This is a genomic window from Thalassovita mediterranea, assembly GCA_019448215.1.
Classification (GTDB): domain Bacteria; phylum Pseudomonadota; class Alphaproteobacteria; order Caulobacterales; family Hyphomonadaceae; genus Henriciella.
Genome location: CP080408.1, coordinates 1,253,725 through 1,279,498, shown reverse-complemented (window position 1 = coordinate 1,279,498; position 25,774 = coordinate 1,253,725). Strand labels below are relative to the sequence as shown.

The following is a 25,774-nucleotide window of genomic DNA, read 5'->3' as shown; positions in this document are numbered from 1 at the left end:
ACGCGCCCAAGATTGCTGAATAGTAGGAGAAGGAGTTTGCCATGCCCGCCACGTCTCTCTTGTCCGACATCAGGATCGCCGACATGACCACGGTGATCTTTGGCCCCTATTGTACGCAGACGCTCGCGGACATGGGCGCCGATGTCGTCAAGCTGGAGCCAGACAGCGGCGATACGTTCCGCAATGTTGGCAGGCCCGCCAACAATCGCGGCATGGGCCCGTGCCACATGACGATCAATCGCGGCAAGCGGTCCGTCGTCTGGGACATGAAATCTGATGAAGGCAAAGCGGCAATCAGGAAGCTGATCGAGGCAAGCGACGTCTTCATCCACAATATCCGCCCCGACGCGGTCGCCCGGCTGGGCCTGACTTTTGAGGAAGTGAAAGCGATCCGGCCTGACATTGTGTACGTCCATTGCCTCGGTTTCGGGACGGAAGGCCCCTATGCCGGCAAGCCGGCCTATGACGATCTCATCCAGTCGCTAGCAGGCGCCTGCAACCTTCTGCCGCAAGTCGATGGCAATGAAGCGCCGCGCTTCCTGCCCACCGCCTTTGCAGACAAGGTATCGGGCCTGCACGCCATGTACGCGACCCTCGCTGCGCTACATCACCGCGCCCGCACGGGTGAGGCGGTGCATGTCGAAGTGCCCATGTTCGAATGCATCTCCTCCTTCCTGCTGGAGGAGCATTTCTACGAAGCCGCCTTCGACCCGCCAGTCGGCCCTTATTACTACCAGCGCCAGATCGACCCCTCCCGCCAGCCGGTGCGCACGCAGAATGGCTGGATCACGATCGCCCCTTATGTCGACCATCGCTGGGTGACGCTTTTCGATGCGATCGGTCAGCCGCAGGAGCTCGAAGACGAACGGATCAATGATTATCGCGGGCGTTTCTTCAATCACGACTATCTGATGTCCCGCGTGCAGGCGCATTTCGTGAACTTCACGACCGAACAGCTGCTCGACATCCTCGGCAAGGCAGACGTCCCGGCCGCCCGCGTGAATGACATTTCAGACCTGCGCGAAGATCCGCACCTCAAGGCGGTCAACTTCTTCACCCGGCGCGAACATCCAAGCGAAGGCGCCTATTGGGAGGTCAAACCACCGGTGCGCTTTGTCGGTCAGGCAGAACATGAAATCACTCCTGCCCCTCGCCTTGGCGAGCACACCGACGATGTCCTGCGCGAGCTTGGGCTTGCGCCTGCGGGTGATGAATAGGCGCCCGTAAGCGCCAAACTAGTTGATGATCTGATTGGCCTCGACGATGCGGCGCCTGCGCGGCCCCCATCGGAATTGCTCTGTCTCCCGCGTCATGCCGCACGCCCGCAGCGTGCCCTTGTCGCGGTAGAGCCCGAAGCGGCGGCGAGCGGCGACGGGTTTGCGGCTCGGCCCATGAATCCCGACAACTGTGACATGGAATTCGAGCGGATTGTCACGGGTCAGCCCGCTGGTGCCGATCTCACCACGTTGGACGGAGAAGCGCTCCAGCAATTCCTCGAATGAGCCTAGCTCGAGCGCCTCGCCATGGGAGAGCGGGGTCTGGAAGGACCGTGAGTGATTGTCGGCGGCTGGTTCTGTGATGTCGCTCAGCTGGTCCTCGCCATCCCTGTGCACCCGCGCCGTCAGGTTCTGGATGTGAAAGCTGCCTTCGCTCATATTCGAGATGAAGCAGCGGGCGGCAGCATCTGACTTCAGCGATGAAGAGATGATCAGGCTGGAGCGGCGCTGGCGGAGGATCCCGTTCAGCATGAGCTGCAGATAGGTCACCCAGACCATGACCATGATCACATTGGCGACCGCGCTGATGGCCGAGGAATTATTGCTGATGAAGTCCATCATTCCGGCGCGAACGCGAGATGGCCGGTCGAGGTTTCAAAGCTTTTCAGCAAAAAAGGGAGTGGCGGTGAGACAGGGATTCGAACCCTGGATACGGGGTTACCGTATACACGCGTTCCAGGCGTGCGCCTTCAACCACTCGGCCACCTCACCACAAGGGCGCGTCTATAGAGGAAGGTGCTAGGCAACCGCAAGCCCGTGATTGTTTCTGCGCTGCTGAATTCCCATATTGGGGGCGAAGACATTGAAAGGACGAACCCCATGTTCTTTACCCGCAAGCCCGCTGAACTGCCCGCGAAGGGCGAGGCGCTGCCCGGCCGTGCGCAGGCCATACCGACTTCTGACATCCACTTCGTGAACGGCAACGATATGAGCGCGCCCGTTCCTGACGGGTTCGAGGAAATCGTCTTCGGCATGGGCTGTTTCTGGGGTGTGGAGCGCATTTTCTGGCAGATGGACGGCGTCTGGGTCACGCAGGCTGGCTATGCTGGCGGCGAGACACCCAACCCGACCTATGAGGAGACCTGCTCGGGCAAGACGGGCCACACCGAAGTCGTGCGCGTCGTCTATGACCCGTCCAAGGTGACGGCGAGCACGCTGATCAAGGCCTTCTGGGAAAACCATGACCCGACGCAGGGCATGCGCCAGGGCAATGACATCGGCACCCAGTACCGGTCTGCCATCTTCACCACGACCGAAGAGCAGGAAAAGATCGCGGCCGCGACGCGCGAAACCTTCCAGAAGGCGCTCAGGGAGTCTGGCCGCGGCCAGATCACGACGGAGATCCGCCCGCTGGATGAGTTCTATCACGCCGAGGACTATCACCAGCAATATCTCGCCAAGAACCCCAACGGCTATTGCGGGATCGGTGGCACGGGCGTCTCCTGTCCGATGCCGACGGGTGTCAGCGCCTGATCTTTTTGCTAAGCGGGCCGGGTGAGCGATTTCCTGACCCGCTTTGCGCCATCTCCGACCGGAAGATTGCATCTCGGCCACGCGGCCTCTGCCTTTCACGTCTGGAAGGTAGCAGAGCGCGCGGGCGGAGACGTGCTGCTGCGCATCGAGGATATCGACCAGACGCGCTGCAAGCCGGAATTTACGGGCGGCATACTGGAAGACCTGACCTGGCTCGGCTTTGAATGGGCGGGCGAACCCCGCATCCAGTCAGAGCATTTCGAGGACTATAACCGGGTTGTGGACCGGCTGACCGAACTTGGCCTGACCTATCGCTGTTTCCGCACGCGGACCGAAATGGCCGCAGAGGCCGAAGCGGCAGGCCTTGCCCCCGGCAGCCCGTTTACGGGGCGGCCCCTGCCAGCCGACCTTGAGGCCGAGCGCCTGTCACAGGAAGCGCCGTTTGCCTGGCGGCTGTCGCTTGCGAGATGCCGCGATTATCTCGGGCCGGACTATGACCGGCTGAGCTTCGAAGTCCGCGACCTTGATGCGCAAACGCGCATCGAAAAGGCCCGGCCAGAGCTTCACGGCGACATCAACCTCACCCGCAAGGACGCGCCGACGGCCTATCATGTCGCGTGCACACATGATGATGCGCTTCAGGACATCACGCATGTCATACGCGGCACCGACCTCGAAGATGCTGCACATATTCATGTGTTGTTACAGACGCTTATGGATTGGCCAACGCCCATCTATACCCACCATCCGCTGATCCTCGGCCCGGATGGACAGAAGCTGGCCAAACGCTTTGAATCACAAAGTCTTGCGAGTCTTCGCGAGGCGGGGTTAACGCCACAGGACGTTAAAAGGCTCGCGGGCGTTTGAGGCAGACAGTATGAGCGACACCGCAAACAGCCGCGCATGGCTTGGCCCTCTCTTGCTGCTTCTGGGCGGTCTTTGCATCGGCCTCGCGCCGATCGGCCTGCGCATGGGGCTCGACACGCTGGGCCCGCAGGCGATCGCTTTCTGGCGCTATGTGTTTGCCATCCCGATGCTCTTTATCCTGCTCATCGGCATTGAGCGGCGCATGCCGAAAAAGATCACGCCGCTCATCATGCTGGCAGGCACGCTGTTCGCGCTGGACATTGCGCTCTGGCACTGGGCGCTGACGCTGACCACGGTCGCGAATGCCACCTTCATCGTGAATATGGGCAATGTCTGCGTCGGCTTTGTCGCCTGGCTAGTCCTGAAGGAGCGTCCGAAGCCGATCTGGTTCGTCGCGGTCGCTGTGGCCGTCGCGGGTGCCGCGGCGCTGTCCCAGGGCGGCGGCGCGAATGGTCAGGCCGATATTCGCGGCGACCTGCTGGCGGTCGGCGCAGCGATCATGGTCGCGGGCTACATGCTGTTCTCGAAAATGTCCCGTAACAAGCTCGGCGCCATGGATGTCATCTTCTGGCTGACCGTGACCGAAGCCGTCGTGGCCGGTCTGGTCGTGCTCGCATCTGGCGAGTCTTTCCTGCCGGAAACGCCGCAGGGCTTTGCCGCCCCGCTCTTCCTTGCGCTTGTCGCCCAAGTTGGCGGCCAGGGACTGATCATTGCAGGGCTCGGCCGCACGCCGGCCGCCGTGGCCGGTATCATCGTTCTGATCCAGCCGGTCTTTGCGGCCGCGCTTTCCTGGCAACTTTTCGGCGAGTCGCTGTCCCTGCTACAAGGTGGCGGCGCCGGTCTCATCCTGCTTGGCATCTGGCTATCGCAGGGCGGGGTGAAACGACGCCGCCAGACTGAGTCAAAACCGTCACAAGCTGAAGCTACAAACCGCGCCTGAAACAGGAGATTTTCGCCATGACCAAGCCAAACACAGGCGCCTTCCGCGCGCTCCTTCTTGCGATGACCAGCAGCGCGGCAATCGCGGCCTGCGCAACCGCACCGGCCGAAGTGGCCCCAGTTGATGCGGCCGTGCCGCCAATGGAGGTAGCAGAGGCTGACACAGCGCCTGCGCTCGCGCGAACCGGCGTCGTGCCTCAGCAGGCTGGCGATGATTACTACGTGTCGGCGAAGACCGCCGTTCAGTCGCGCGCAGGAGACGATTTCGAGCCGCGCGCCAAGAATGTCATCCTCTTCGTCGGGGACGGTATGGGCGTTTCGACCATCACGGCTGGCCGGATCTATGCCGGCCAGCAGAAGGGGCTCGACGGGGAAAGCTACCGGCTCGCCATGGAAAGCCTGCCGTATTCGGCCTTCTCCAAGACCTACAGCCATGACGCACAGGTCGCCGATAGCGCCTCGACGGCGACGGCGATGATGTCCGGCATCAAGACGTTGTCCCGCACGCTCGGGCTGCGGTCCGGCATCGCCTATGGCAACTGCGCGTCGGTGGGCGGGCAGAGCACCGATTCCATCTTCGAGATTGCGGAGAATGCAGGTCTCGCGACAGGCATTGTCTCGACCGCGCGCATTACACACGCGACGCCTGCGGCAACCTATGCCGAGAGTGCTGACCGCAACTGGGAAGACGACAATCAGGTCGGTGGCACAGACTGCAAGGACATCGCCCGCCAGCTTGTCGACTGGGACGCCGGTGACGGCTTTGAAGTTGTTCTCGGCGGCGGGCGCGGCGCCTTCTTCCCCGCCAGCATGACCGACCCGGAAACCGGCGAAGCCGCAGGTCGCCGCGTCGATGAAGCAGACCTCACCGAAGTCTGGACCGCCAAGTCTGATGACCATGTCTACATCACCGACCAGGCAGGCTTCGACGCCATTGATTTTGCAAGCAGCGCGCGCGTCCTCGGCCTGTTTGAGCCGTCGCACATGCAGTACGAGCTCGACCGCGCTGATGACCCGGCAGGCGAGCCGTCGCTGGCTGAACTGACCAGCGCTGCGATCACGCGCCTGTCGCAGGACGATGACGGATATGTGCTTCTGGTCGAAGCTGGCCGGATCGATCACGCCCATCACGGCGTCAACGCGGCCCGCGCGCTGGGCGACACGGCAGCGCTGGATGAGGCGGTTCAGGCCGCGCTCGATATGACGGACGCTGAAGACACGCTGATCATCGTCACAGCCGACCATTCACACACATTGACGATTGCCGGCTATCCGGTGCGCGGCAACCCGATCCTCGGCAAGGTTGCCTATGGTCCGGGCGGTGTTGCCCGCGCCGATGATGGCAAGCCGTACACCACGCTGGGTTACGCGAATGGCGAAACGGGCTGCCCTCCGGGTGAAGAGGACTGCGCGCGCGCGGACCTCACAAGCGTCGACACGACCGACAAGGACTTCCACCAGCAGGCACTGGTCTTTCAGGGCTCAGAAACCCATGCCGGTGAGGATGTGCCTGTCTATGCAAGCGGCCCGGGCGCAGAACTGGTCCGCGGCACGATCGAGCAGAACGAGATCTTCCATGTGATGGGACGCGCGAGCGGCCTCGTTACCTACGAAGACTGATCATCATTCCCGGCGGCGAGGCGGCGGATCACGTCCGCAATCTCGCCGCCATGATCATGGTGGGGCATGTGCCCCGTGTCAGGCAGTGCGACCAGCTCAAAATCGCTGACCTGATGCTTGATCTTACCCGCATGAAGCTTCGGATCAATCACAGTGTCCCTGGCGCCTGAAAACAGCACGACCGGCATGTTGAGCTCGGGATAGCGGTCCTGCTGGGCTGCGAGCTCTTCCTGCAGGACATTCATGTCATCTGCATTCGCGCGGAAGCTTGGCGGGCGGAAAAGAAGGCCGATCGCAGCGTCTGAATAATAGCCGTCCGGCGCATCTTTCGGGTCGAACACGCCGTCGATGCCGCTTTTCACCATAGAGGGCGCGACGAGCGGAACGAGTTGCGAGAAGATCGGCCCAATCACGGGCGGCCCCGCAATCTTGTTGTACCAAGTCTCGCCGCCCCCGCCCCAGTCATGCGTCACCGGTGCCAGAAGAACGACGCCGCTCACGAGGTCCGGATTATCGAGTGCCAGCCGAAGTGCGACAGCGCCGCCATAGGAGTGGCCGACGATGACGGCTTTCTGGTCTGGCGCTAGCTGCCTCAGGACGCCCGCCATTTGCGCGGCTTGCACCTCAAGCGTTTCCGACCCTTGCGGACGGCCTGAATAGCCATGCCCGGGCCGGTCTGCCATCAGGACGTGAAAGTTGTCCTCCAGACGCGGGGCGAGGGTGAAGGTGAACTCACGCGCATTGGCCGACGCGCCGTGGATCATCAGAACGGGCGGCGCCGACGCCTCGCCCGCTTCGATGACATGGACGGGCTTGCCGTTCACATCGACCATGCTCCCGATCGGCGGATACTTCTCCTCGACATTGCTGGTGTAGACAGCACTGTGGACGCAAGCGCCGACACCGCCGAGCGCAAGCAGCAAAATGACAGCCGTGAGGAATATCTTCAAAGCCCCTGACCGTTCTTTTCGCGGACGAGGCGCGATTCAGCGGCGCGCGCGACTTGAAGCGTTGGATAGATTTTCAGTGCTTCGCGGTAGGCTTCGAGCGCTTCATCCTTTGCGCCGAGCGTTTCGAGGATCCTGCCAAGCCCTGTCCACGCCCCGAAGTGACGCGGCTCCAGCCGGATCGCCTCGTTGAGGTCGCGCAGGGCTTCGGGGAAGTTCTCATCTACAAGAAACAGGGCGGCGCGCCGGGTATAGGCTTCGGCATAGGCCGGCTGGATCGCGATCACGCGGTCAAGAAGCTCACGCGCGAGTTCCAGATCACCGAGATTCTGGGCTTCCACGGCGCGCTGCATGACAAGATCTGCAGCGGCTGAGCCGCTTTCGAGCCAGGCCGCCCAGATATCGGTCGCGGTGGAGCTGGCTTCTTCCTCGCTGGGAGCATTCTTCAGCTCATCGAACATCTCATCACTCGGCCCGTATTGCGGGCCGCTGGCGGAGATGACGCTGGCGATGAAGAGAGCCTTGAGCATGCCTATCAGTATGATCCTGGATAAGGTCCCGGCAAGGCCCGATTGCGGCGATCAGGCGGCAGGCGCAAGCAGGCCTTCTTCCATGAGGGCCGCTTCAAGCGATTTCGCATCGGTAAAGTGGTGGCCTCGAAAGCCAAAGGCGCGAGCCGCCTCAATGTTCTTCAGGCTGTCATCGATGAAGAAGACGCTGTCCCTGGGCGGATGGCCAAGGCGCGCATGGGTCAGCTCATAGATAGCCGGGTCAGGCTTGATGAGCTCTTCCTCGCCAGACACGACAACGTCCCTAAAAAGCTTCAGCATCGGAAACCGCTCAACCGTTTCGGGCCAGATCTCAGCAGACATATTGGAGAGCGCGAAGAGCGGCACCTGCGCTTCTTCAAGGCGGGCAATGAGGGCAGGCACGCCGGTGACGTAGCCATCAAACATCTCGAACCAGCGCCCATGCCAGGCGTCGATTTCATCTGAAAAGTGGGGGTGGTCCTGCTTCAGCAGGCGCGCGCCTTCTGCAAAGGTCCGGCCCCTGTCGTGCTCGACATGCCAGTCCATATTGCAGACATCACGGCAGAAGGTTTCGGCCTCTGCCTCGGTCGCGAAAATCTTGCGGTAGAGACGCAAGGGGAGCCAGTCGATCACGACATTGCCGAGATCGAACAGCACAATGCGGTCAGCAGTGGCAGAAATATTTCCGCCGCGTGCTGATGCGGTCATCTTCTGCTTAGCCCTGCTTTGCTTTAAAGCGTGGGTCTGTTTTGTTGATGACGTACGTCCGGCCCTTACGGCGAACGACCTTGCAATCGCGGTGGCGGTTTCTCAAGGATTTCAGTGAAGACTTAACTTTCATGGGATTGGCCCGGCGATCTTTGAAAACTCGTAAGGGGCGCCAGATACAGAATGGGTTATGTAGAGTCAACGCCGCTCACGCACCGCGACGGTAAAAGGAAGACACCACTTATGACGCGCAAGAATATGGTCCTTCTCCGCTGGACCACCGCTGCAAGTTTCGCTGCCATCCTGAGCGCCTGCGCCGCGACGCCAGAGCCGGCGCCGCAGTCGAATGCGCCGACACCGCCATCGCAAAAGCCGCAGGCTGAGATGACGACCCCGACGGCGACACCGGGTGTCGTGACAACGAACAGCACGCAAGTGACCCGCACCTCTAGCGCTTCCCCGGGTGACCCGCGCGGTACGCCGGGCGCCCCGCCTTTTTCTGGCCCCGTTGGCCCGTTCGAGCCGACCGGTAATGCCGAGATGGATGCTTGGCGCCAGGACTTCGTCTCCCGCGCCACGGCACGCGGCACCAACCCCGCCCTACTCTATGCGCTTCTGAAGGATATCCGCCCGCTCGACATCTATCTTGGGCCCAACAACCAGTCTGAGGTCGCCAATCAGGCAGAGTTTGCAAAGGCGATCTGGGAGTATCTGCGCACGGCCGTTACCGACAACCGCTTCGAAACCGGCCAGCAGAAACTCGCCGAACTCGCGCCCGTCTTTGACCGTATTGAAGCGACCTATGGCGTGAACCGCGAAGTGGTCAGCGCCATCTGGGCGATGGAAACGAATTTCGGCGGCTATATGGGCAATTACAGCGCCGCCAACACGCTCGCCAACATGGCCGTCGAAGGCCGTCGCCGCAGCTTTGCCGAGGGCGAGATCCTGGCCCTCGTCGAAATCGTCGAGAAGGGCTATGCGCGGCTCGACCAGCTTGGCTCCGGCTGGGCTGGCGCCATGGGGCACACCCAGTTCATGCCATCGACCTATCTTGCCTATGCGCAGGACTATGATGGCGACGGGCTCGCCAATGTCTGGTCCTCGTCACCGGACGCGCTGGCGTCTGCCGCCCACTATCTCTCGGCATCCGGCTACCGGTTTGACCAGCCATGGGGCGTTGAAGTGCTTGCGCCGCAGGGTTTTGACTGGTCGATGGCCGACGGCAATGACCGGCGCCTGTCTTCGTGGAAATCGGCTGGCCTGTCCCCGATCCGCGGCGGCGGCTTTGGCGTCGATGATAGCGACTATGCCGAACTCTGGCTGCCAGCGGGGGCGACAGGTCCGAAATACCTCCTGTTCCGCAACTTCGACGTCTTCAAGACCTATAACCGCTCCAACAGCTACGCCTTCGCGGTCGGTCTGCTCGCAGACGGTCTTGCTGGCCAGTATGGCCCGGTCGCGTCCTGGCCAACCGATATACAGCGCCTGACCTTCGATGAAGTGAAGCAGCTACAGACCGCACTCAACCAGCTTGGCTATGATGCAGGCGGTGTGGACGGCATTGTCGGGTCTGGCACGCGGGGCGCGCTGCGCCAGTTCCAACAGGCCAACGGTCTGGTCGCGGATGGCTATCCGTCACGTCCGGCGCTCAATGAAGTGCTGGCGCGCCTGCGCAGCTAAAATCTAGTCGTAGATTTCCGGCTGATCGTCATCGTCCTGATAGACCTGATTGGCCGGAAAGACGCGGCGAGCAAAGATCGCCATCAGGACGAGCACGACGCCCGCGCCGATAAAAGGCGCGCTCTGGTGGACATTCTCATACATCCACGGGCCAAAGAACGGGCTGACGATGAAGCCAGTGCCGTTCGCCGAGATGACGAGGCCCGCGACATTGCCCTGAAGGCTGGAGCCGACAGAGAGCGATGCGCCGCTTGAGAAACCGGGGCGCGCAAGGCCCTGACCGATTCCGACAAAGAATTGCGCCAGCACCAGCACGGCAAACTCATTGGTCGGCACGATCAGGAAAGCGCCGACAGACAGCGTCAGCGCGCCCGTCACCATCAGCGTGCGGTTGGTCATCTTGAGGCGCGGAATGATGACGAGCTGCGAGATGAGCGTACCGGCCGCACCGACCGTATAGGCCGGACCGGTGAACTGCATCGCTTCGGCCCCGTCGACGCCGATCTTGTCCATGATGGCGAAAGCAAAAGTCTGTGTCAGGACGCCAGTGACGACAGAGAGGCCGACGGCGAAAATAAGATAGGGCATGACGCGCGGATCACGCCACAGACCGTCGCCTTCCTTCTTGCCGGTCGATTTGAGGCCCGCTTCCTTTCGCGGCGCGGTCTTTTCCGGAAGCCGGGTATAGATGAGGAAAGAGAGGACGGCGGCCGCCGCGCTAATCACGAAGACGGGGGTCAGCAGGCCGAAAACTGCGCCCGCCGCCGCTGCGAAGGCAGGGCCTGCCACCGCGCCAAAGCTGAAGCCTGAGGTCAGCGAGGCAATTTCCTCTGTGCGTTTGTCACGGCTGGTGCGGTCCGCGATATAGGCCTGCGCCGCCGGATTCGTGCCTGAACCGAACAGGCCGAACAGCGTCCGGGAAGCAAGGAGACAGATAAAGATGACGAGCGAGCTTTGCAGGTAACCCGCCATGGCGAGTGCGGCGCTGGTGCCGAAGAGCAGCATCGAGACCGAAAAGCCGAGCATGCCGAGCGCGGCGACAGGGCGCCTGCCCCAGTCATTACTCTTGCGGCCCCAGAAGGAGGAGGTGATCGCCCAGAGCGCGGCTGACAGCGAGAAGATCGCGCCTGCCATCCAGTCCGGCAGGCCAAGGTCGCGCGAGAGCGGCGGCAGGATCGCGCTGACCAGCATCGTATTGCCTGCGCCGACTGCCAGAAGCGCGAAGAAAAGCAGCCGGAACGCGCCGCGGCGGTCCGGCCGGTCACGTCCAAGCTGGGGTGGAGGCGTGTCGGTCATGACTTCTCTTCGGCCCGACTGCGGGAAATTACAAGCGCCCCGTCGCGTCATGAGGCGAGCGCCCTGGTCCGGAAACCTTATTTAAAGCCTGTTGCGATAGGCATGGGTCTGAACCCGCCCGCGGAGACCCGTGAATGTTCCAACTTGTCGGCCTGATCCTGGTCACTGCCCTGATCGCAGGGGCGCTCCTGTTCACAGGAAGCCCTGCCCTGTTCAGCGCCCTGCCGTTTGAACTGGCCCTGATCGGCGGGGCTGGTCTTGGCACGCTCGTGATCGGCAATTCGCCGAGGGTCGCAGGTGCAGCACTCGCCGGCATAGTGAAATCCATGCGCGGCGCGAAGTGGAAGAAATCTGACTATGCAGACCTGCTGAGCGGTCTTGGCGACCTGATGCGCCGCGCCCGCCGGGGCGGCATGATTGCCATCGAAGCGGACATCGAGACGCCTGAAAGCTCCGAGCTGTTCGCGAACCGCCCGCGCCTGCTCGCTGACCGGACGGCGACATCGATGATCACTGACAGTTTGCGCATCCACGCCCTCAATCCGGGTGGCAAGTCGCCTGTCGCGGCACACCTTGAAGACGCGGTCGCCTCTGCCGCGCAGACCCGCCACCGCGCCGTTGCCGCGCTGAACTCGCTCGCGGATGCCCTGCCCGCGCTCGGTATTGTGGCGGCCGTCCTCGGCATCATCAAGACGATGAGCCTGATCGATCAGTCCCCGGACGTTCTCGGCCCCATGATCGCGACGGCCCTTCTCGGTACATTTCTCGGCGTCTTTCTCGCCTATGGTCTGGTCGGTCCGATTGCCGCTCGTTTCGGGCAGGTCGTGGACGAGGAAATGCAGTTTCTGGAGACAATCCGCACGGTCATCACGGCCTGGCATGACGGCGTCGCACCAGCGACCGCGATCGAGCTTGCCCGCGCCGGACTGCCCGTGCATCTGCGCCCCTCCGTGGAGGAAGCCGACGCCCCGGTATCGAACGTCGAAGCCTTCCCGGCGCAGCGCCGAAACAATCGCGCGGCCTGAAACCATCAACGACTAAATTCATGCGCTGACTCGCAATAGTGTGCGGTCCCCCCTAATTTCTCGCCTGATGAGAAAGCACTGGGAGGGCCTCACGTGTCGCGTTTCGACGAATTGAAGGCCATCGCAAAGACCTATCAGGACCTTGCGGCCGAAAATTATGCACGCGTGCGCCAGCTCGCAGAGGAAGTCCGTTCGGGCTTCTGCGACTATCTCGACGCCTCGGATGGCGTCTGCGTCCAGCTTGTCCCGCCTGTCGGCAATTTCGAGCCAAAACCCTATGGCGACCAGGCCTTTTCCGTGCCGCCGCGCGGGTTCAGGCCGCTCGGGCCCATCGCCTTCGGTCTCGCTGTGCGCGTTACTGGCGGCACTGACTGGATTCGCATCACGACCCAGTGCCAGAAGATCGGTGACCGGTTTGTACTGGACATTCAGGGCGGAGAGTCATTTACCTTGGCCCTCCCGCTTGCAGAAGAGGACTCTACGCGTCTCTTTGATTATCTCTTCAATCATCTGAGAAACTGGTTTCAGGAAAAGATTGATCATTACGAGGCCGGCGAATACGGCACGCGCGAAATCGGTTTCGATTTCTCCCGCGAAGATACCGTCGCTGACGTCTGAAACGTACGGACCCCAAGTTAAAACCATATGCCGGATATGAATCTCATCCTCGCGGCGACAGGCTCTGACAGCCTGATCTTCGCTTGCGCCCTCATCGGCGCGCTCGGTCTGGGCGCCCAGTGGCTCGCCTGGCGCCTTCAGGCCCCTGCCATCGTTCTCATGGCGCTGGCCGGGCTTGCCGCTGGTCCTGTCTGGTCACTCATCTTTGGTGACCCACTGCTCGACCCGTCTTCGACCTTTGGCGACCTGCTGCGGCCCATCGTATCACTCTGTGTGGCCGTCATCCTGTTTGAAGGCGGCCTCATCCTGAAATTCGAGAACCTGCGTGATGCAGGCGCAGCCGTGCGCCGGGTGGTGTTCTTTGGCGGCCCGCTCGCCTGGCTGCTCGGCTCGCTCGCGGCGCGCTATGCCGCAGGTCTCGACTGGGCAAGCGCGATCGTCTTTGCAGGCGTCATGGTTGTCACCGGCCCGACGGTGATCATGCCGCTGATGCGCCAGTCGAAGCTGTCTGGCAGGCCCGCCCAGTTCCTGAAATGGGAAGGCATCGTCAACGACCCGATCGGCGCGCTGTTCGCGGTTGCCGCCTATGAAGTCATCCGCGTTGCCAGTCAGGGCGACTCCATCGTTGGCGCAGGCGTCTGGATCCTTGCCGCCGCAGGCATCGGTGTCGCACTGGGTATCATTTTCGGGCTCGGTATCTCGCGTGCTTTCCGCGCGGGCTGGACGCCGGAATACCTCAAGGCGCCGCTTATCTTTGCCTCGATCATTCTCTGCTATGCACTGGCTGAGCAGGTCGAAAAGGAAATCGGCCTCGTCGCGGTCACCGCATACGGCATGACGCTCGCCAATTCCAAACTGGCTGACCTTTCCGAGCTTAGAAAGTTCAAGGAAGACATCGCCGTCCTGCTTGTCTCTGGCGTGTTCGTCATCCTGACGGCCGACCTGACTCCGGCCATCATTTCCTCAGCGCTCAACCTCAACACGCTGATGTTCCTGCTGGCGATGCTGTTTGTCGTGCGACCCCTGTCGGTATGGATCGCGACCGCAGGTACGCTGAACCGCAAGGAAGCGCTGCTTCTGGGCTGGATTGCACCGCGCGGTATCGTGGCTGTGGCGGTCTCGGGCCTTTTCGGTTCGCTGCTGGTCGACCTGTCGCGTGAGGGCCGGTTCTATTTCTCCGGCGCGGACCAGATCGTGCCGCTCGCCTTTGCTATGGTGTTCACCACGGTTGTCCTGCACGGGTTCACAATCGGGCCGCTCGCCCGCAAGCTTGGCCTTGCCCGTTCCGAAAAGCCGGGCGTGCTTCTGGTTGGCGCGAACTCATGGAGTGTGGAGTTCGCCAAGGCGCTGAAATCGGTAAAGATCGACGTCATCGTTGCCGACAGCAATTATCGCCGTCTCCGCCCCGCCCGCGAGGCTGGTCTCGATACCTTCCTTGGCGAAGTCTTGTCTGAGGACGCAGAGATCCGTCTGGACCATTCGCGCTTTGCAACTGTCGTCGCCCTGTCGACCAATGACAGCCACAATGCGCTCGTCTGTAGCCAGTTTGCGCCGGAGGTCGGCCGTCACCGCGTTTACCAGCTGTCGCTATCGGAAGGCGATGAGACCGATGACAAGTCAGTGGGCTCTTCGGCGCGCGGGCGCACACTCATCAAGCGTGGCCGTACCTATGACGGTCTGATCCGTGACCAATATCGCGGCTGGAATTTCTCGCGCACGCGCCTGACGGAAAAGTACACGCTGGAGCAGTATCTTGCTGACCGGCCGAAGGGTGATCTTGTCGCTGAAATTCGCCCGGATGGCACGCTCGTCCTGCTCGGCCCGAGCCGGGAAGCGCGCGGCGGTGAAGGCGCGACCATTATCAGCTTTGCCCCAGACCAGCAGCCGCAACCGGCAGCCCCGGCAGAAGAGCCATCTTCGCCCGATCCGAAGCTGGGTGAGCCGCAGAAGGCCTAGACCGTCACCGCATGAAGGGCACGGCCGTGGCGGCGTAGCCAGTCGCGCTCCTTCTTCCAGCCGGGACAGCACCGCGCCACATGCGCCCAGAAGCGCGGGCTGTGGTTCATCTCAAGCAGGTGCGCGCATTCATGCGCGGCGACATAGTCGAGCACGCTGTGCGGGGCCATTATAAGCCGCCACGAGAAAGCCAGCCCACCATCAGACGTGCACGATCCCCAGCGCGAGCGGGTGTCCTTGACGCTGACTTTCCGGGCATCGACGCCGAGCGTCGCGCAATGGCGCTCAACCGCCTCGCTCAGATCCTCTCGCGCGGCCTTTTTGAGGTATCGCGCCGCCCGCCGGCTGACGGTTTCTGGGTCACCTGGCAGGCAGAGCTGCTGGGGTGTGCCGGCCAGCAGCGACGCGCGGCGCCCCGCCCCCTCAAGAGTGATCTCACAGGGCGTGCCGCGCAGATTGAACACAGCGCCCTCGACCAACCCTGTCTGCTGCGGCAGTTGCGCAAGACGTGCTGCGATCCAGTCACGGCGATCGCTCGCAAACTGTGCTGCTGCCTTCAGATGACGCTTCGATGGAGCCACCGCGACCGCTTCACGTTTCGCCTCGTCCAGACGCAGTATCAGCCGCTTTGCGCGCGGGTTGATTTCCATGCGGACAGTAATGCTCTGACCGTCTGAAGCGGACAGGGTCAAAGGCTGGCCTTTATCGAAAAACATGATAAGTCTCAGACTGAAGGTGCGATGAGCCTACACCTATCTTATGACACTAGGGGAACCATCATGAAATATCTGCTCTGCGGCGTTGCGGCGATCTCGATCCTGACCGCATGCGACCAGACAGGCGTCGAGACGCCAGAAGACATCAGCGAAATCACACTGCGCGAAGGCGATGCCGCCGAAGCTCCGGACGTGATCTCCGCAATGATGCTGACCAATTCCGGCGACGGCATGATCACCTACGCCTCCAAGGAAGTTGACGGCGCAACGGCGACCTTCTCCGGAATTGGCCTGAACGGCATGGACGGCCTGACGGCTGACTCGCTCGTCTTCGAAGGCCTCGACATGGTCGATGGCCAGGCCTCTTTCTCCCGGATGAGCTTCAGCGGCCTCAGCTTCACTGCGCCGGAAGATGCCGACACGACGACGATGGGCATTGGCGAGATCGAACTGATCAACCCATCGCCAGCCCTCTCGGCCTGGGTCGCATCCGCGCTCGGCACGGGTGAACCTGCCGAATTCCCGGCCGTCGAGGACATCTCCTTCGATGCCTGGTCCGTCACTGATGTGTCGGGTGAGTTCTCCGGCACGGACGGCGAAGGCACCTATGGCGTTTCCTCGCTGCAGCTTCGCGGCGTTGAAGACCAGCGCGCGGCACTCGCCGAGCTGACCGGTGTCACTTTCGACATCATCGGCGAAGACGAGATGAACTTCAAAGGCGGCATCGACTCCCTGTCGATCGCTGGCAGCAACCTCAACTTCCTGTCTGCCATCCAGCAGAATGCAGGCGATGAGGATGCAATGGCCGCAGCCGTCATGAGCAGCATGATGCAGAACCCGATGGACCCGGGCTATGACCGCATCACGCTCGACAATATGACCTTCGAGGGCGAAGGCATGAGCTTCGCCCTGGCCTCGCTTGACGCCTATGTCGAGCGCAACAATGACGGCCAGCCGACCAGCTATGTCACCGAACCGTTCACCATGACGCTCAATGCAGATGCTGATGGCGGCGAAGTTGGCGCAGGCCTCGCACAGGGTCTCAGCATGCTCGGCTATGACGGCATCGAAATTCGCGGCGCCGGCAGAAGCGACTATGATCCGGAGTCTGACGTCCTCACCTCTGACGCTGCTGACAATTATTTCGAGCTCGTCGATGGCGCCCGCTTCTCCTATGGCGGTGAGTTCATCGGCTACTCTGCCTTCAATGAGCAGCTGGTTGCTTCCATGGACATGGAAAACCTCGCCGAAGGCGGTGAGCCTGATCCGATGGTCATGCAGCAGGCGCTTGGCGCGCTTGAAATCGGCAATTTCGAACTGCGCATCACCGATGACGGCCTTGTCGACCGCGTCTTCAACGTCGTCGCGACCCAGCAGGGCCAAGACCCGGCACAGATGCGCGCTCAGGTCGCCCAGATGATGGGTATGGCCCCGCTCATGGCCCAGCAGGCCGGCGTTGACCCGGCGATTGCCACCGAGCTCGGCACGGCGCTCTCCTCCTTCATCCAGGAACCGAAAACGCTGACCATCATGCTCGATCCTGAAGAGCCGATCTCCATGGAGAGCGTTGCTGCGATGGAAGATCCAAGCATGCTGACCAAGGGCTATCTCGGTCTTTCGGCCTCCAACGAATAGGTCGCAGACCTCTTCTGACATGTGAAGGCGCGCCCCGGGCAACTGAGGGCGCGCCTTTTCTTTTGGGGGTCAAGGGCGCATAGCTATCGCCCATGAAACTCGCTTATTTCGGAGATGTGGTCGGCAAGCCGGGCCGCGCGGCAGTGGTCGACTATCTGCCGGGCCTGCGCCGTGACCTGAAACTCGACTTCGTCGTGGTGAACGGGGAAAACGCGGCAGGCGGCTTCGGCCTGACCGAGTCCATCGCCAATGATTTCTTCAATGCAGGCGCAGACTGCCTGACGCTGGGCGATCACGCCTGGGACCAGCGCGAGGCGCTGACATTCATCGCCCGCGAACCGCGCCTGCTACGCCCCGCAAACTATCCTGTCGCGGCGGGCGCCCCGGGAAAGGGCGCGCATGTCTTCGTGCTGGATGATGGCCGCCGTGTCGGCGTCGCCCAGCTTCAGGGCAATGTCTTCATGAAGCAGCAGCTTGAGAATGCCTTCCAGCATGCAGACCGCATCCTCGACGACATGCCGCTCGGCCTCGCCGTGGATGCGATGATCGTCGACATGCATTGTGAAGCCACCAGCGAGAAGATGGCGATGGGTCATCACTGCGATGGCCGCGCCAGCCTGGTCGTCGGCAGTCATACGCATGTGCCGACGGCTGACCTGATGATCCTTGAAGCGGGCACCGCCTATCAGACCGATGCCGGCATGTGCGGCGACTATGACAGCGTCATTGGCATGCGGAAGGAAAACTCCGTCCAGCGCTTTGCGACCCAGCTACCGGGTGAGCGCTATGCGCCCGCCCTTGGCGAAGGCACGCTGTGCGGTGTCTATGTCGAGACAGACGACCGCACCGGCCTTGCAAAGCGCATAGAGCCGATCCGCATCGGCGGCCGGCTGGCAGAGCATATTCCAGCGGCCTAGAAGTTACGCCCGCTGGCGCAGCCGGTCATGCTTGTCGGCAGGCATGTCGACGCGCTTCTTGCTGGCGGCTTCGCCCATATTGGTCGCCTTACCGAACAGCCAGCCCTGAATGAGCGAACCGGCGCAATCGCGTGCCCAGTGCAGCTCCCGCGGGGTTTCGACGCTTTCGAACAGCAGGTGCACGCCGAGGCCATGCAGCTTCTGGATGATGGAATGCGCAAATTGCTGACTCGCCTCATTCTCCATCATCTTGCGGAACCAGCCCGCATCGACCTTTACGATGTCCGGCCGCAGCTCAATGACGCGCAGCAGGTCTGACTTGCCGCGTCCGAAATCGTCGATGGCGATGCCAAAGCCGAGCGCGCGCAGTTTTTCGACGACGGCCAGAAGGTCAGAGCGCGGACAGTCGGCGCCTTCCGTGATTTCAAAGACAACCTTGTCGCGCCGCAGGCCGTATTCAGCGATCAGGTCGCAATACTGCTCAACGCCAGTGATCATCTGGTCGCGATAGCTGCAGGAATGGGGGTTCAGATTGACGAAGAGACGCGTCTCGCCCAGCTGCCAAGCGGCCGCATTGGCGAGATGCACGCAGAGGCACGCCCAGTCGGCAATGAAACGGTCCCAACCCTCGAGCCGGGCGAAAAAAGCGAGTGGCTCGACAGATTTCGGGCCCAGCATCGGACGTGCCAGCGCCTCCACGCCGTAAAGCGCGCCGGAGGTCCGGCTGATCTCATAGATGGGCTGGAAGGCCGAATGAATCTGAAACGTGCCAAAGTCGAAGGTGCGGTGGCCGCCATCCAGTTCGACAATCCTGCTCGTCAGTTGATCAAGTTTCATGGGACCTCCACTCGATAGAGGCCTATATGAACGGCGTTAATACTTGATTGTCGTTTGTCAGGTCTGCATCCTTGGCTTTCAAAAAGCCCGCGCCTGATCTATCCCGGCGCGAGCAATCAACAGAACCAGACAGTTTTGCGAGGACGTCATGGCCGGACATTCGAAATGGGCCAATATCCAGCACCGTAAGGGCGCGCAGGACAAGAAGCGCGCGGCCCTGTTTGCGCGCCTGTCCAAGGAAATCACCATCGCGTCAAAGCTTGGCGGCCCGGACCCGGACGCCAATCCACGCCTGCGCCTTGCCATCAACAATGCGCGCGGCCAGTCCATGCCGAAGGACAATATCAAGCGCGCCGTGGACAAGGGCCAGGGCGGCGGCGGCGAAGAATATTTCGACATCCGCTACGAAGGCTTCGGCCCGGGCGGCGTCGGCATCATCGTCGAGGCCTCGACCGACAACAAGAATCGCGCAGCCAGCGAGATCCGCGCAGCCTTCTCCAAGAATGGCGGCAACCTTGGCGAGACGGGCTCTGTCTCCTTCGGTTTCGACCAGGTTGGCGAGATTGAGTACCCGGCGGAAGCTGGCGACGAGATGACCGTCATGGAAGCGGCCATCGAAGCAGGCGCGACCGATGTCGAGAGCGACGAGACCGGCCACTGGATCTATACCGAGCGCGAAGACCTGATGGAGGTCGCCTCGACCCTCGAAGGCAAGTTCGGAGAGGTTGAAGCCAAGTCGACCAAGCTCATCTGGAAGCCGCAGAACAATGTTCCGGTCGAGGGCGATCAGGCCGATACGCTGATGAAGCTGCTCGATGTCCTCGATGAGCTCGACGACGTCCAGAACGTCTATGACAATTCCGAACTGTCGGAAGCAGAGATGGAGCGGCTGGCAGGCTAGTCCTGCCTTCGCTTCAACCAGCTGCACACAGCGCGGTCACCAAAGCGTGAGCGCTGCTTGAGCCTGCTCGTATTTCGCGCGTGCCTTTCCATATAAGTGGAACGACAGGACTTCCCCACGGGAAACAAGGCTCATGAAAATTTCGAATTCAATGATTGTCGCCGCCAGTGCGGGCCTTGTGGCCGCAGGCGGCGCATTCGTCTGGTCCGCCATGGCAGAGCAGGCCGATACGCCACCATCGCTTCAGGCGGCGAACACAGAGACGGCCATCTTTGCCGGCGGCTGCTTCTGGTGCACGGAAGCTGACTTCGACAAGGTCGACGGCGTTGTCGCAACGGTCTCCGGCTATACGGGCGGAACGGTCGATAATCCAAGCTACCGGCAGGTCACACGCGGCGACACAGGCCACTATGAGGCCGTGCAGGTGACCTATGAGCCGTCCAGGGTCAGCTATGAAGAGCTGGTCGACTATTATTTCCGCACGATCGACCCGACCGATGATCGCGGCCAGTTCTGCGACAAGGGCTCGAGCTATCTCTCCGCTGTTTTCGTCGAGGATGAAGACGAGCGCGCCATCGTGGAAAGCGAGATCGAAGAGATCGAGGACTCCGGCGTCCTGCCAGGCCCCATCGTCACACGCGTCCTTGATGAGGCGACCTTCTGGGAAGCCGAGGACTATCACCAGAATTATTACAAGACGACGCCGGTGAAGTACCGCTTCTACCGTCAGGGCTGCGGTCGTGATGCGCGCCTCGAGGATCTCTGGGGCGATGACGCGATGAAACTGCCAGGCAGCACCAGCTAGGCGCACCGGCCCCCAAGCCAAACAAAAACCCCGCAAGCCAGATGGCTCGCGGGGTTTCTTTTTTCGTGCTGGCGAGAGGCGACTAGCGCTCGTCTTCTTCCTCGTCAGCCGGATCATCCAGCCTGAAAAGGCGCGGGTTGAGACGCACATTGGTCTCAATATCCTCAAGCACCACGCGGGTGACCTGCTGGTTCGCATCCAGCGTGCGCCAGCTGGTGAGCTGGTAGCTTGCCGGATCAAAGTAGAGCGTCAGCACGCCTTCTGCTTCGCCGCGGCGGTCTTCCATCGTGATGGCGATCTCGCTGGCCGTCTTCTGGACGTCCGTAACGCGTGCTTCCGTCTCGAAATCGAGCTCATCGTCGAGCACGAGGCCGAGCGGCGTCGAGGACAGCGGCACACGGTCCACAGTCTCAAGGTCGCTGTCTTCCATGGCCACGGTCGTGCCATTGGCAACGATCAGGATCGGCGTCGGATCATCATAGTCGAACCGCATCCGGCCCGGGCGCTGAAGGGCAAAATCACCCTCGGTGACCGAGCCATTTGGCGCCAGCTGAACAAAGCGGCCACGCGCGGTCTTCGCCGCAGCAAGGGAATCGCCAGCTGCTTTCAGGATGGCACGGCGCTCCGTCGCGGACACGGCACCGGTTTCGGTGCGCGCAGGTGCTGCCACCTCAACGCGAGGCGCTTCTGGCTCTGGCGCAACGCCCGTCACCGGCGTGTCGTTCGCGTCAGCTTGCGCGAGGACGATCTCGCCCTGCGCGGCCTGTGCGACGGGCGCGACAGAGACATTGCTGACCGCTGCGTCGCTGGCGACACGCCATGCCAGCGGTTGCTGGCTGACAGCGCTGAATTCAGTTGTAAGCGCGAAAGGGCCTGTCCCGAGTGCGAGCACGGCCGCGAGCGCTGGAAATAGAGACGTCATTGTCGTTCTCCTGTCTTGGCCACAAAACATAGGCCTCGATCAGGCGGTAAAACAGGGCTGAAATAAGGTATTTCCGCCCCGTTTCGTTGTAACTCGTTCAGCTTTGGCTGCTCAGTCCGACGGGGTGTCGCGCGCCAGGATCTCACGCTTGCCCGCATGATTGGGGGCAGAGATGACCCCCTCTTCCTCAAGCCGCTCGATCAGCGTGGCCGCCTTGTTGTAGCCGATCTTCAAACGGCGCTGGATGTAGGAGGTCGATGCGCGCTTGTCGCGGATCACGACGGCCATGGCCTGCGCATAGAGATCATCGTCGCCATCGCCAGACGACACGCCCAGCATGGCGTCCATGATCGCGCTGCCCGTACCGCCTTCTTCAGGCTCTTCGAGGATCGCTTCATTATAGTCCGGCTCGCCCTGCTCTTTCAGCCAGCCGACAACCGCCTCGACCTCTTCGTCAGAGACGAATGGGCCGTGCAGGCGCTTGGTTTTGACGCCGGCCGCCTGATAGAGGAGGTCACCCATGCCGAGCAGCTGTTCAGCGCCCTGCTCACCGAGAATGGTACGCGAGTCGATCTTGGTCGTGACCATGTAGGAAATACGGGTCGGGAAGTTGGCCTTGATCGTACCGGTAATGACGTCGACGGATGGGCGCTGGGTTGCGGTGATGAGGTGGATGCCCGCCGCACGCGCCATCTGCGCGAGACGCTGGATGCAGCCTTCGATTTCCTTGCCCGCAACCATCATCAGGTCGGCCATCTCGTCGATCACGACGACAATGTTCGGGATGTGCTCCAGCGGCAGGATTTCGGTTTCATAGGCTGGCTTGCCGCGCTCATCATAGCCAGTCTGCACCTTGCGGGTCAGTTGCTCGCCCTTTTCGCGGTAGCGCGCGGCCTTTTCGTTAAAGCCGGCAAGGTTGCGCACGCCCGCCTTGGACATGAGCTCATAGCGGCTTTCCATCTCCCGCACGGCCCATTGCAGCGCGTTCACGGCCTTTTTCGGGTCAGTCACGACCGGGGCGAGAAGGTGCGGAATGCCCTCATAGATCGACAGCTCGAGCATCTTCGGGTCGATCATGATGAAGCGGCACTGTTCCGGCGTCAGGCGGTAAATCAGCGACAGGATCATCGCATTGACGCCAACCGACTTACCGGAGCCGGTCGTACCCGCGATGAGAAGGTGCGGCATCTTCGATAGGTCAACCACGGTGGGCGTACCGCCAATATCCTCGCCAAGCGCCATGGGGAGAGGTGAGCGATTGTCCGCATACGCTTTTGCTGAGAGGAGCGAGCGCAGATAGACGGTCTCGCGCTCTTCATTCGGCAGTTCGATGCCGATGGCGTTCTTACCCGGAATGACCGCGACGCGCGCGGAGACGGCGCTCATGGAGCGGGCAATGTCATCTGCCAGCGAAATGACACGGGCAGACTTCACACCGGCTGCAGGTTCAAGCTCGAAAAGGGTGACGACGGGGCCCGGGCGCACTTCCTTGATGCGGCCGCGCACGCCAAACTCACGCAGCACTTCGGCGAGACGGTTCGCCTTGGCGAGCAGGCTGTCCTCATCCACGGAGTTGCGGCGTGCCGGCGGCGACCCGAGAAGGTCGAGCGATGGCAGGCTGCGCGGACGCTTGCGCTTGCCGTTTTTGGTCGTCGGGTGGGCAACAGGTTGCGGCGCTTGCGGGGCGGACACTTTCGGCCGGGTCACGGCACGCGGGAGCGGATCGTCTTCCTCTTCGACGCCATCAATGTCGTCATAGGCATCATCTTCATCGTCGAATTGCGGGGCAGGGCCAAGGCTGCGCGCCGCGCTTTCATATTCGTAATCCTCGTCCGCGCGATCCCGGCGACCCGCTGAGCTGAACAGCCCGCCAAAGAGGCGACCGACACCGCCCGCTGCGCCGCCAAGCCGCGACAGGGCGCGCCGCCCCGACGTGCTTGCAGCAGACTGGAGAAGGCCTGCATCGCCGCGCCGGAAACCAAGTGCCGCCGAGCCCAGAAGAAACGCGGCGATACCGAGCGCGAGCCCAGCAAGGAAACCTGGCGCAGGCAGGAGGAGCGCCTTGAACGGCATGACAACGAGGCCGAACAGCCCGTCGCCCACCATGCCGCCCATCCCCGTCCAGAAGGGCCAGGAAGCCGGCACCGGAAAGGCTGAAAGCATGGCGGCCAGCACAGGAACGAACGCAACACCGAAAAGCCAGCGCCGGATGCGCGGCGCGCCGATCAGGACAGCACGCATCGCTCCGCCAATCATCAGGCAGAGGCCCGCCATCCAGGCCGCAAAGCCGAATGTCTGGAGCGCAAGGTCAGCGACGATGGCGCCGCTATTGCCAAACAGGTTGGAAACTTCAATTCCGGTGGCCGCATTCAGGCTCGGATCTGTCGGCTCATGTGTGCCAACGCTGCCGCACAGGAAAACGCCGATCGCGAAGGCCGCCGTGCCCGTCAGGATACGCCAGGCGGGATCCGATACCTCACGTGAGAGGCCTGTGTGCGTTTCAGCGCTGGTTGTCGCCATGGCAGGTTGCTTCCATCGGTTCAGAAGGACTGTCTGGCTACAACCTCGCAGCTTGGCCTTAACACACAGCAAACAAGTGACGGCCCCACGGCAACCTCTTGCTCACCTTCCACAATAAAAAATCCCCGGCCAGAAAACTGGCCGGGGAAGTCTGGGAGGAAACGCTTCGAAAGAAGCGAGGTATTCAGCCTCAGCTGAATTCTGGATAGGCCTCGAGACCGATTTCGCTCTTGTCGAGACCCATGATTTCTTCTTCCTCGGTCGGACGCACGCCGGTCGTCATCTTCAGCGCGAGCCACACGACGGCGGACACGACAGAGACGAAGATTGCGCAAGCCGCCACACCGACGAACTGGCCGTAATAGCTTGGGTTACCTGCTTCGTTGAGGCCGATATCGTTCGCATAGGAGAATGGAACGATCATCGTGCCCCAGATGCCGCAGACAAGGTGAGCCGGGATCGCGCCGACCACATCGTCGATGCGGAGCTTGTCGAGCAGTGGCACCGTGACGACCACGAGTGCGCCGCCGATGGCACCGATCAGGATGGAAGCGCCCATCGAAGGCGCCAGCGGCTCTGCGGTGATGGAGACGAGGCCACCGATGGCACCGTTGAAGGCCATGGTTGCGTCGATCTTGCCCTTGTAGAGGATGCCCGTCAGGACCATCGCGCCAAGGACACCACCGCAAGCGGCCATGTTGGTGTTGGCGAAGATGTTGGCGACCGAGTTGATGTCGTCGAACGTGCCGGCAGCAAGCTGCGACGCGCCGTTGAAGCCGAACCAGCCGAACCAGAGGATGAACGTACCCAGCGCTGCGAGCGGGATGTTCGAACCTGGCATCGGGTGGACCGTACCGTTGACGAATTTGCCAGCACGCGGGCCGATGATGATGGCGCCAACAAGCGCTGCCCAGCCACCGGTGGAGTGCACCAGGGTCGAACCAGCAAAGTCAGAGAACGCAAACTGGGAGTCCAGAGCGCCGCCGCCCCATTCCCACGATGCCACGACCGGATAGATGAATGCGGTCAGCACAGCGGTGAACATAAGGAACGGCCAGAGCTTCACGCGCTCGGCAACCGTACCGGACACGATGGACGCTGCGGTCGCAACGAACACCATCTGGAAGAACCAGTCCGACGAGGCGGCATAGCCGGTCGCGAGGTCTTCTTCAGGTGACCAGACGAAAGACGGAATGCCAATCCAGCCGCCGACTGTGTCGCCCGGATAGGCCATATTGTAGCCGAGCAGCCAGAACATGATGCCCGCGACAGAGAAGAGCGCGACGTTCTTCACCGACTGCATGGCGGCGTTTTTCTTCCGCACCAGACCGGCTTCCAGCATACAGAAGCCGGCAGCCATGAACATGACGATCAGGCCGCCGATAAGAAAGAGATAGCTGTTATCGACATAGGCGCTGACTTCAGACGCCTCCTGCGCAGAGGCGCCCAGCGCCAGGGCGGCAGCGGCCGGCACAGCCGCGAGCCCCCGAATTGCCCTTTTAACCATACTGTTCATGCCCTTCTCCCATTGATTGGTATGACGGGGCGACTAAAGGCACTTGCCTCATTTCGTACCAGCGCGGCG

At 61.9% G+C, this 25,774-nt stretch carries 24 protein-coding genes and 1 tRNA gene; 13 read left to right on the top strand and 12 right to left on the bottom strand.

Annotation, left to right across the window (positions count from 1 at the left end; translation table 11 throughout):
* The first annotated feature begins 41 nt into the window (after positions 1-41).
* Positions 42-1,217, top strand: coding sequence for a CoA transferase (locus KUV46_06310; protein QYJ01999.1), 1,176 nt, complete (start codon positions 42-44; stop codon positions 1,215-1,217).
* Positions 1,218-1,235: 18 nt separating this feature from the next.
* Here KUV46_06310 and KUV46_06305 read toward each other — a convergent pair whose 3' ends face one another.
* Both KUV46_06305 and KUV46_06300 read right to left on the bottom strand, forming a co-directional pair.
* The gene (locus KUV46_06305) at positions 1,236-1,838 is read right to left on the bottom strand and encodes a hypothetical protein (protein ID QYJ01998.1); all 603 of its coding nucleotides are present in this window, start codon (positions 1,836-1,838) and stop codon (positions 1,236-1,238) included.
* Between the two features lie 59 nt (positions 1,839-1,897).
* Positions 1,898-1,988 (bottom strand) — tRNA-Ser (locus KUV46_06300).
* Between the two features lie 108 nt (positions 1,989-2,096).
* Between KUV46_06300 and msrA (KUV46_06295) the strand changes: the two genes are divergently transcribed.
* The 4 genes from msrA (KUV46_06295) to KUV46_06280 all read left to right on the top strand — a co-directional run bounded on the left by msrA (KUV46_06295) (position 2,097) and on the right by KUV46_06280 (position 6,176).
* A complete protein-coding gene (gene msrA, locus KUV46_06295) occupies positions 2,097-2,750 on the top strand; it encodes a peptide-methionine (S)-S-oxide reductase MsrA (GenBank protein QYJ01997.1) in 654 nt (217 codons plus the stop codon).
* Positions 2,751-2,771: 21 nt separating this feature from the next.
* Positions 2,772-3,617, top strand: a complete 846-nt coding sequence (gluQRS, locus tag KUV46_06290; GenBank protein ID QYJ01996.1) for a tRNA glutamyl-Q(34) synthetase GluQRS — start codon at positions 2,772-2,774, stop codon at positions 3,615-3,617.
* Between the two features lie 10 nt (positions 3,618-3,627).
* Entirely contained in the window at positions 3,628-4,557 is a 930-nt protein-coding gene (locus KUV46_06285; protein ID QYJ01995.1) for a DMT family transporter, read from the top strand.
* Positions 4,558-4,697: 140 nt separating this feature from the next.
* Positions 4,698-6,176 carry an alkaline phosphatase gene (locus KUV46_06280; GenBank protein QYJ02364.1) on the top strand — a complete coding sequence of 493 codons (1,479 nt, stop codon included), beginning with the start codon at positions 4,698-4,700 and terminating at the stop codon, positions 6,174-6,176.
* Here KUV46_06280 and KUV46_06275 read toward each other — a convergent pair.
* The 4 genes from KUV46_06275 to ykgO are packed head-to-tail and all read right to left on the bottom strand — an operon-like array spanning position 6,164 to position 8,494.
* Positions 6,164-7,126: an alpha/beta hydrolase gene (locus KUV46_06275; GenBank protein QYJ01994.1), complete on the bottom strand. Its 963-nt coding sequence runs from the start codon at positions 7,124-7,126 to the stop codon at positions 6,164-6,166. The two genes, KUV46_06280 and KUV46_06275, sit on opposite strands and share 13 nt — an antisense overlap.
* On the bottom strand, positions 7,123-7,653 hold the full coding sequence (locus KUV46_06270; protein QYJ01993.1) for a tetratricopeptide repeat protein: 531 nt from the start codon (positions 7,651-7,653) through the stop codon (positions 7,123-7,125). Before KUV46_06270 ends, KUV46_06275 begins: the two co-directional genes overlap by 4 nt.
* A gap of 51 nt (positions 7,654-7,704) precedes the next feature.
* Entirely contained in the window at positions 7,705-8,361 is a 657-nt protein-coding gene (locus tag KUV46_06265; protein ID QYJ01992.1) for an HAD family phosphatase, read from the bottom strand.
* Between the two features lie 7 nt (positions 8,362-8,368).
* Positions 8,369-8,494 (bottom strand): type B 50S ribosomal protein L36, encoded by a 126-nt coding sequence (gene ykgO / locus KUV46_06260; GenBank protein ID QYJ01991.1) that lies wholly within the window; start codon positions 8,492-8,494, stop codon positions 8,369-8,371.
* 110 nt (positions 8,495-8,604) lie between these two features.
* Here ykgO and KUV46_06255 point away from each other — a divergent pair, with 110 nt between their 5' ends.
* Positions 8,605-10,041, top strand: coding sequence for a lytic murein transglycosylase (locus KUV46_06255; GenBank protein ID QYJ01990.1), 1,437 nt, complete (start codon positions 8,605-8,607; stop codon positions 10,039-10,041).
* A gap of 3 nt (positions 10,042-10,044) precedes the next feature.
* Here KUV46_06255 and KUV46_06250 read toward each other — a convergent pair whose 3' ends face one another.
* Complete coding sequence (locus KUV46_06250) at positions 10,045-11,337, bottom strand: MFS transporter (GenBank protein QYJ01989.1); 1,293 nt, start codon at positions 11,335-11,337, stop codon at positions 10,045-10,047.
* Between the two features lie 134 nt (positions 11,338-11,471).
* Between KUV46_06250 and motA the strand changes: the two genes are divergently transcribed.
* The 3 genes from motA (at position 11,472) to KUV46_06235 (ending at position 14,936) form a co-directional block, all read left to right on the top strand.
* Positions 11,472-12,362 (top strand): flagellar motor stator protein MotA, encoded by an 891-nt coding sequence (gene motA / locus KUV46_06245; protein QYJ01988.1) that lies wholly within the window; start codon positions 11,472-11,474, stop codon positions 12,360-12,362.
* A 93-nt stretch (positions 12,363-12,455) separates the two neighbouring features.
* A complete protein-coding gene (locus tag KUV46_06240; protein QYJ01987.1) occupies positions 12,456-12,980 on the top strand; it encodes a hypothetical protein in 525 nt (174 codons plus the stop codon).
* A 27-nt stretch (positions 12,981-13,007) separates the two neighbouring features.
* Complete coding sequence (locus KUV46_06235; GenBank protein QYJ01986.1) at positions 13,008-14,936, top strand: sodium:proton antiporter; 1,929 nt, start codon at positions 13,008-13,010, stop codon at positions 14,934-14,936.
* Here KUV46_06235 and KUV46_06230 read toward each other — a convergent pair.
* Entirely contained in the window at positions 14,933-15,652 is a 720-nt protein-coding gene (locus KUV46_06230; protein QYJ01985.1) for a M48 family metallopeptidase, read from the bottom strand. The two genes, KUV46_06235 and KUV46_06230, sit on opposite strands and share 4 nt — an antisense overlap.
* Positions 15,653-15,715: 63 nt before the next feature.
* Here KUV46_06230 and KUV46_06225 point away from each other — a divergent pair, with 63 nt between their 5' ends.
* Both KUV46_06225 and KUV46_06220 read left to right on the top strand, forming a co-directional pair.
* Positions 15,716-17,287 carry a hypothetical protein gene (locus KUV46_06225; protein ID QYJ01984.1) on the top strand — a complete coding sequence of 524 codons (1,572 nt, stop codon included), beginning with the start codon at positions 15,716-15,718 and terminating at the stop codon, positions 17,285-17,287.
* Positions 17,288-17,379: 92 nt separating this feature from the next.
* A complete protein-coding gene (locus KUV46_06220; GenBank protein QYJ01983.1) occupies positions 17,380-18,204 on the top strand; it encodes a YmdB family metallophosphoesterase in 825 nt (274 codons plus the stop codon).
* Between the two features lie 3 nt (positions 18,205-18,207).
* Here the strand turns inward: KUV46_06220 and KUV46_06215 are convergent, their stop codons facing one another.
* On the bottom strand, positions 18,208-19,041 hold the full coding sequence (locus KUV46_06215) for an EAL domain-containing protein (protein ID QYJ01982.1): 834 nt from the start codon (positions 19,039-19,041) through the stop codon (positions 18,208-18,210).
* A 148-nt stretch (positions 19,042-19,189) separates the two neighbouring features.
* Between KUV46_06215 and KUV46_06210 the strand changes: the two genes are divergently transcribed.
* Together KUV46_06210 and msrA (KUV46_06205) are read left to right on the top strand one after the other, a co-directional pair.
* Positions 19,190-19,942 (top strand): YebC/PmpR family DNA-binding transcriptional regulator, encoded by a 753-nt coding sequence (locus KUV46_06210; GenBank protein QYJ01981.1) that lies wholly within the window; start codon positions 19,190-19,192, stop codon positions 19,940-19,942.
* A 133-nt stretch (positions 19,943-20,075) separates the two neighbouring features.
* Complete coding sequence (msrA, locus tag KUV46_06205; GenBank protein QYJ01980.1) at positions 20,076-20,747, top strand: peptide-methionine (S)-S-oxide reductase MsrA; 672 nt, start codon at positions 20,076-20,078, stop codon at positions 20,745-20,747.
* An 82-nt stretch (positions 20,748-20,829) separates the two neighbouring features.
* Here the strand turns inward: msrA (KUV46_06205) and KUV46_06200 are convergent, their stop codons facing one another.
* The 3 genes from KUV46_06200 to amt all read right to left on the bottom strand — a co-directional run bounded on the left by KUV46_06200 (position 20,830) and on the right by amt (position 25,696).
* The gene (locus KUV46_06200; protein QYJ01979.1) at positions 20,830-21,669 is read right to left on the bottom strand and encodes an outer membrane lipoprotein carrier protein LolA; all 840 of its coding nucleotides are present in this window, start codon (positions 21,667-21,669) and stop codon (positions 20,830-20,832) included.
* Positions 21,670-21,780: 111 nt separating this feature from the next.
* The gene (locus KUV46_06195) at positions 21,781-23,832 is read right to left on the bottom strand and encodes a cell division protein FtsK (GenBank protein ID QYJ02363.1); all 2,052 of its coding nucleotides are present in this window, start codon (positions 23,830-23,832) and stop codon (positions 21,781-21,783) included.
* A gap of 547 nt (positions 23,833-24,379) precedes the next feature.
* A complete protein-coding gene (amt, locus tag KUV46_06190) occupies positions 24,380-25,696 on the bottom strand; it encodes an ammonium transporter (protein ID QYJ02362.1) in 1,317 nt (438 codons plus the stop codon).
* Between the last annotated feature and the right edge of the window lie 78 nt (positions 25,697-25,774).

Bases quoted from the DNA above. Each gene is read 5' to 3' on its own strand.
- KUV46_06210 (QYJ01981.1), top strand. From the start codon at position 19,190: ATGGCCGGACATTCGAAATGGGCCAATATCCAGCACCGTAAGGGCGCG.
- KUV46_06225 (QYJ01984.1), top strand. From the start codon at position 15,716: ATGAAATATCTGCTCTGCGGCGTTGCGGCGATCTCGATCCTGACCGCA.
- ykgO (QYJ01991.1), bottom strand. From the start codon at position 8,494: ATGAAAGTTAAGTCTTCACTGAAATCCTTGAGAAACCGCCACCGCGAT.
- KUV46_06220 (QYJ01983.1), top strand. From the start codon at position 17,380: ATGAAACTCGCTTATTTCGGAGATGTGGTCGGCAAGCCGGGCCGCGCG.
- KUV46_06215 (QYJ01982.1), bottom strand. From the start codon at position 19,041: ATGAAACTTGATCAACTGACGAGCAGGATTGTCGAACTGGATGGCGGC.
- motA (QYJ01988.1), top strand. From the start codon at position 11,472: ATGTTCCAACTTGTCGGCCTGATCCTGGTCACTGCCCTGATCGCAGGG.
- msrA (QYJ01980.1), top strand. From the start codon at position 20,076: ATGAAAATTTCGAATTCAATGATTGTCGCCGCCAGTGCGGGCCTTGTG.
- KUV46_06310 (QYJ01999.1), top strand. From the start codon at position 42: ATGCCCGCCACGTCTCTCTTGTCCGACATCAGGATCGCCGACATGACC.
- KUV46_06250 (QYJ01989.1), bottom strand. From the start codon at position 11,337: ATGACCGACACGCCTCCACCCCAGCTTGGACGTGACCGGCCGGACCGC.
- msrA (QYJ01997.1), top strand. From the start codon at position 2,097: ATGTTCTTTACCCGCAAGCCCGCTGAACTGCCCGCGAAGGGCGAGGCG.
- KUV46_06265 (QYJ01992.1), bottom strand. From the start codon at position 8,361: ATGACCGCATCAGCACGCGGCGGAAATATTTCTGCCACTGCTGACCGC.
- KUV46_06195 (QYJ02363.1), bottom strand. From the start codon at position 23,832: ATGCTTTCAGCCTTTCCGGTGCCGGCTTCCTGGCCCTTCTGGACGGGG.
- KUV46_06280 (QYJ02364.1), top strand. From the start codon at position 4,698: ATGGAGGTAGCAGAGGCTGACACAGCGCCTGCGCTCGCGCGAACCGGC.
- KUV46_06235 (QYJ01986.1), top strand. From the start codon at position 13,008: ATGCCGGATATGAATCTCATCCTCGCGGCGACAGGCTCTGACAGCCTG.
- KUV46_06230 (QYJ01985.1), bottom strand. From the start codon at position 15,652: ATGTTTTTCGATAAAGGCCAGCCTTTGACCCTGTCCGCTTCAGACGGT.
- amt (QYJ02362.1), bottom strand. From the start codon at position 25,696: ATGGTTAAAAGGGCAATTCGGGGGCTCGCGGCTGTGCCGGCCGCTGCC.
- KUV46_06285 (QYJ01995.1), top strand. From the start codon at position 3,628: ATGAGCGACACCGCAAACAGCCGCGCATGGCTTGGCCCTCTCTTGCTG.
- KUV46_06200 (QYJ01979.1), bottom strand. From the start codon at position 21,669: ATGACGTCTCTATTTCCAGCGCTCGCGGCCGTGCTCGCACTCGGGACA.
- KUV46_06270 (QYJ01993.1), bottom strand. From the start codon at position 7,653: ATGCTCAAGGCTCTCTTCATCGCCAGCGTCATCTCCGCCAGCGGCCCG.
- KUV46_06305 (QYJ01998.1), bottom strand. From the start codon at position 1,838: ATGATGGACTTCATCAGCAATAATTCCTCGGCCATCAGCGCGGTCGCC.
- KUV46_06255 (QYJ01990.1), top strand. From the start codon at position 8,605: ATGACGCGCAAGAATATGGTCCTTCTCCGCTGGACCACCGCTGCAAGT.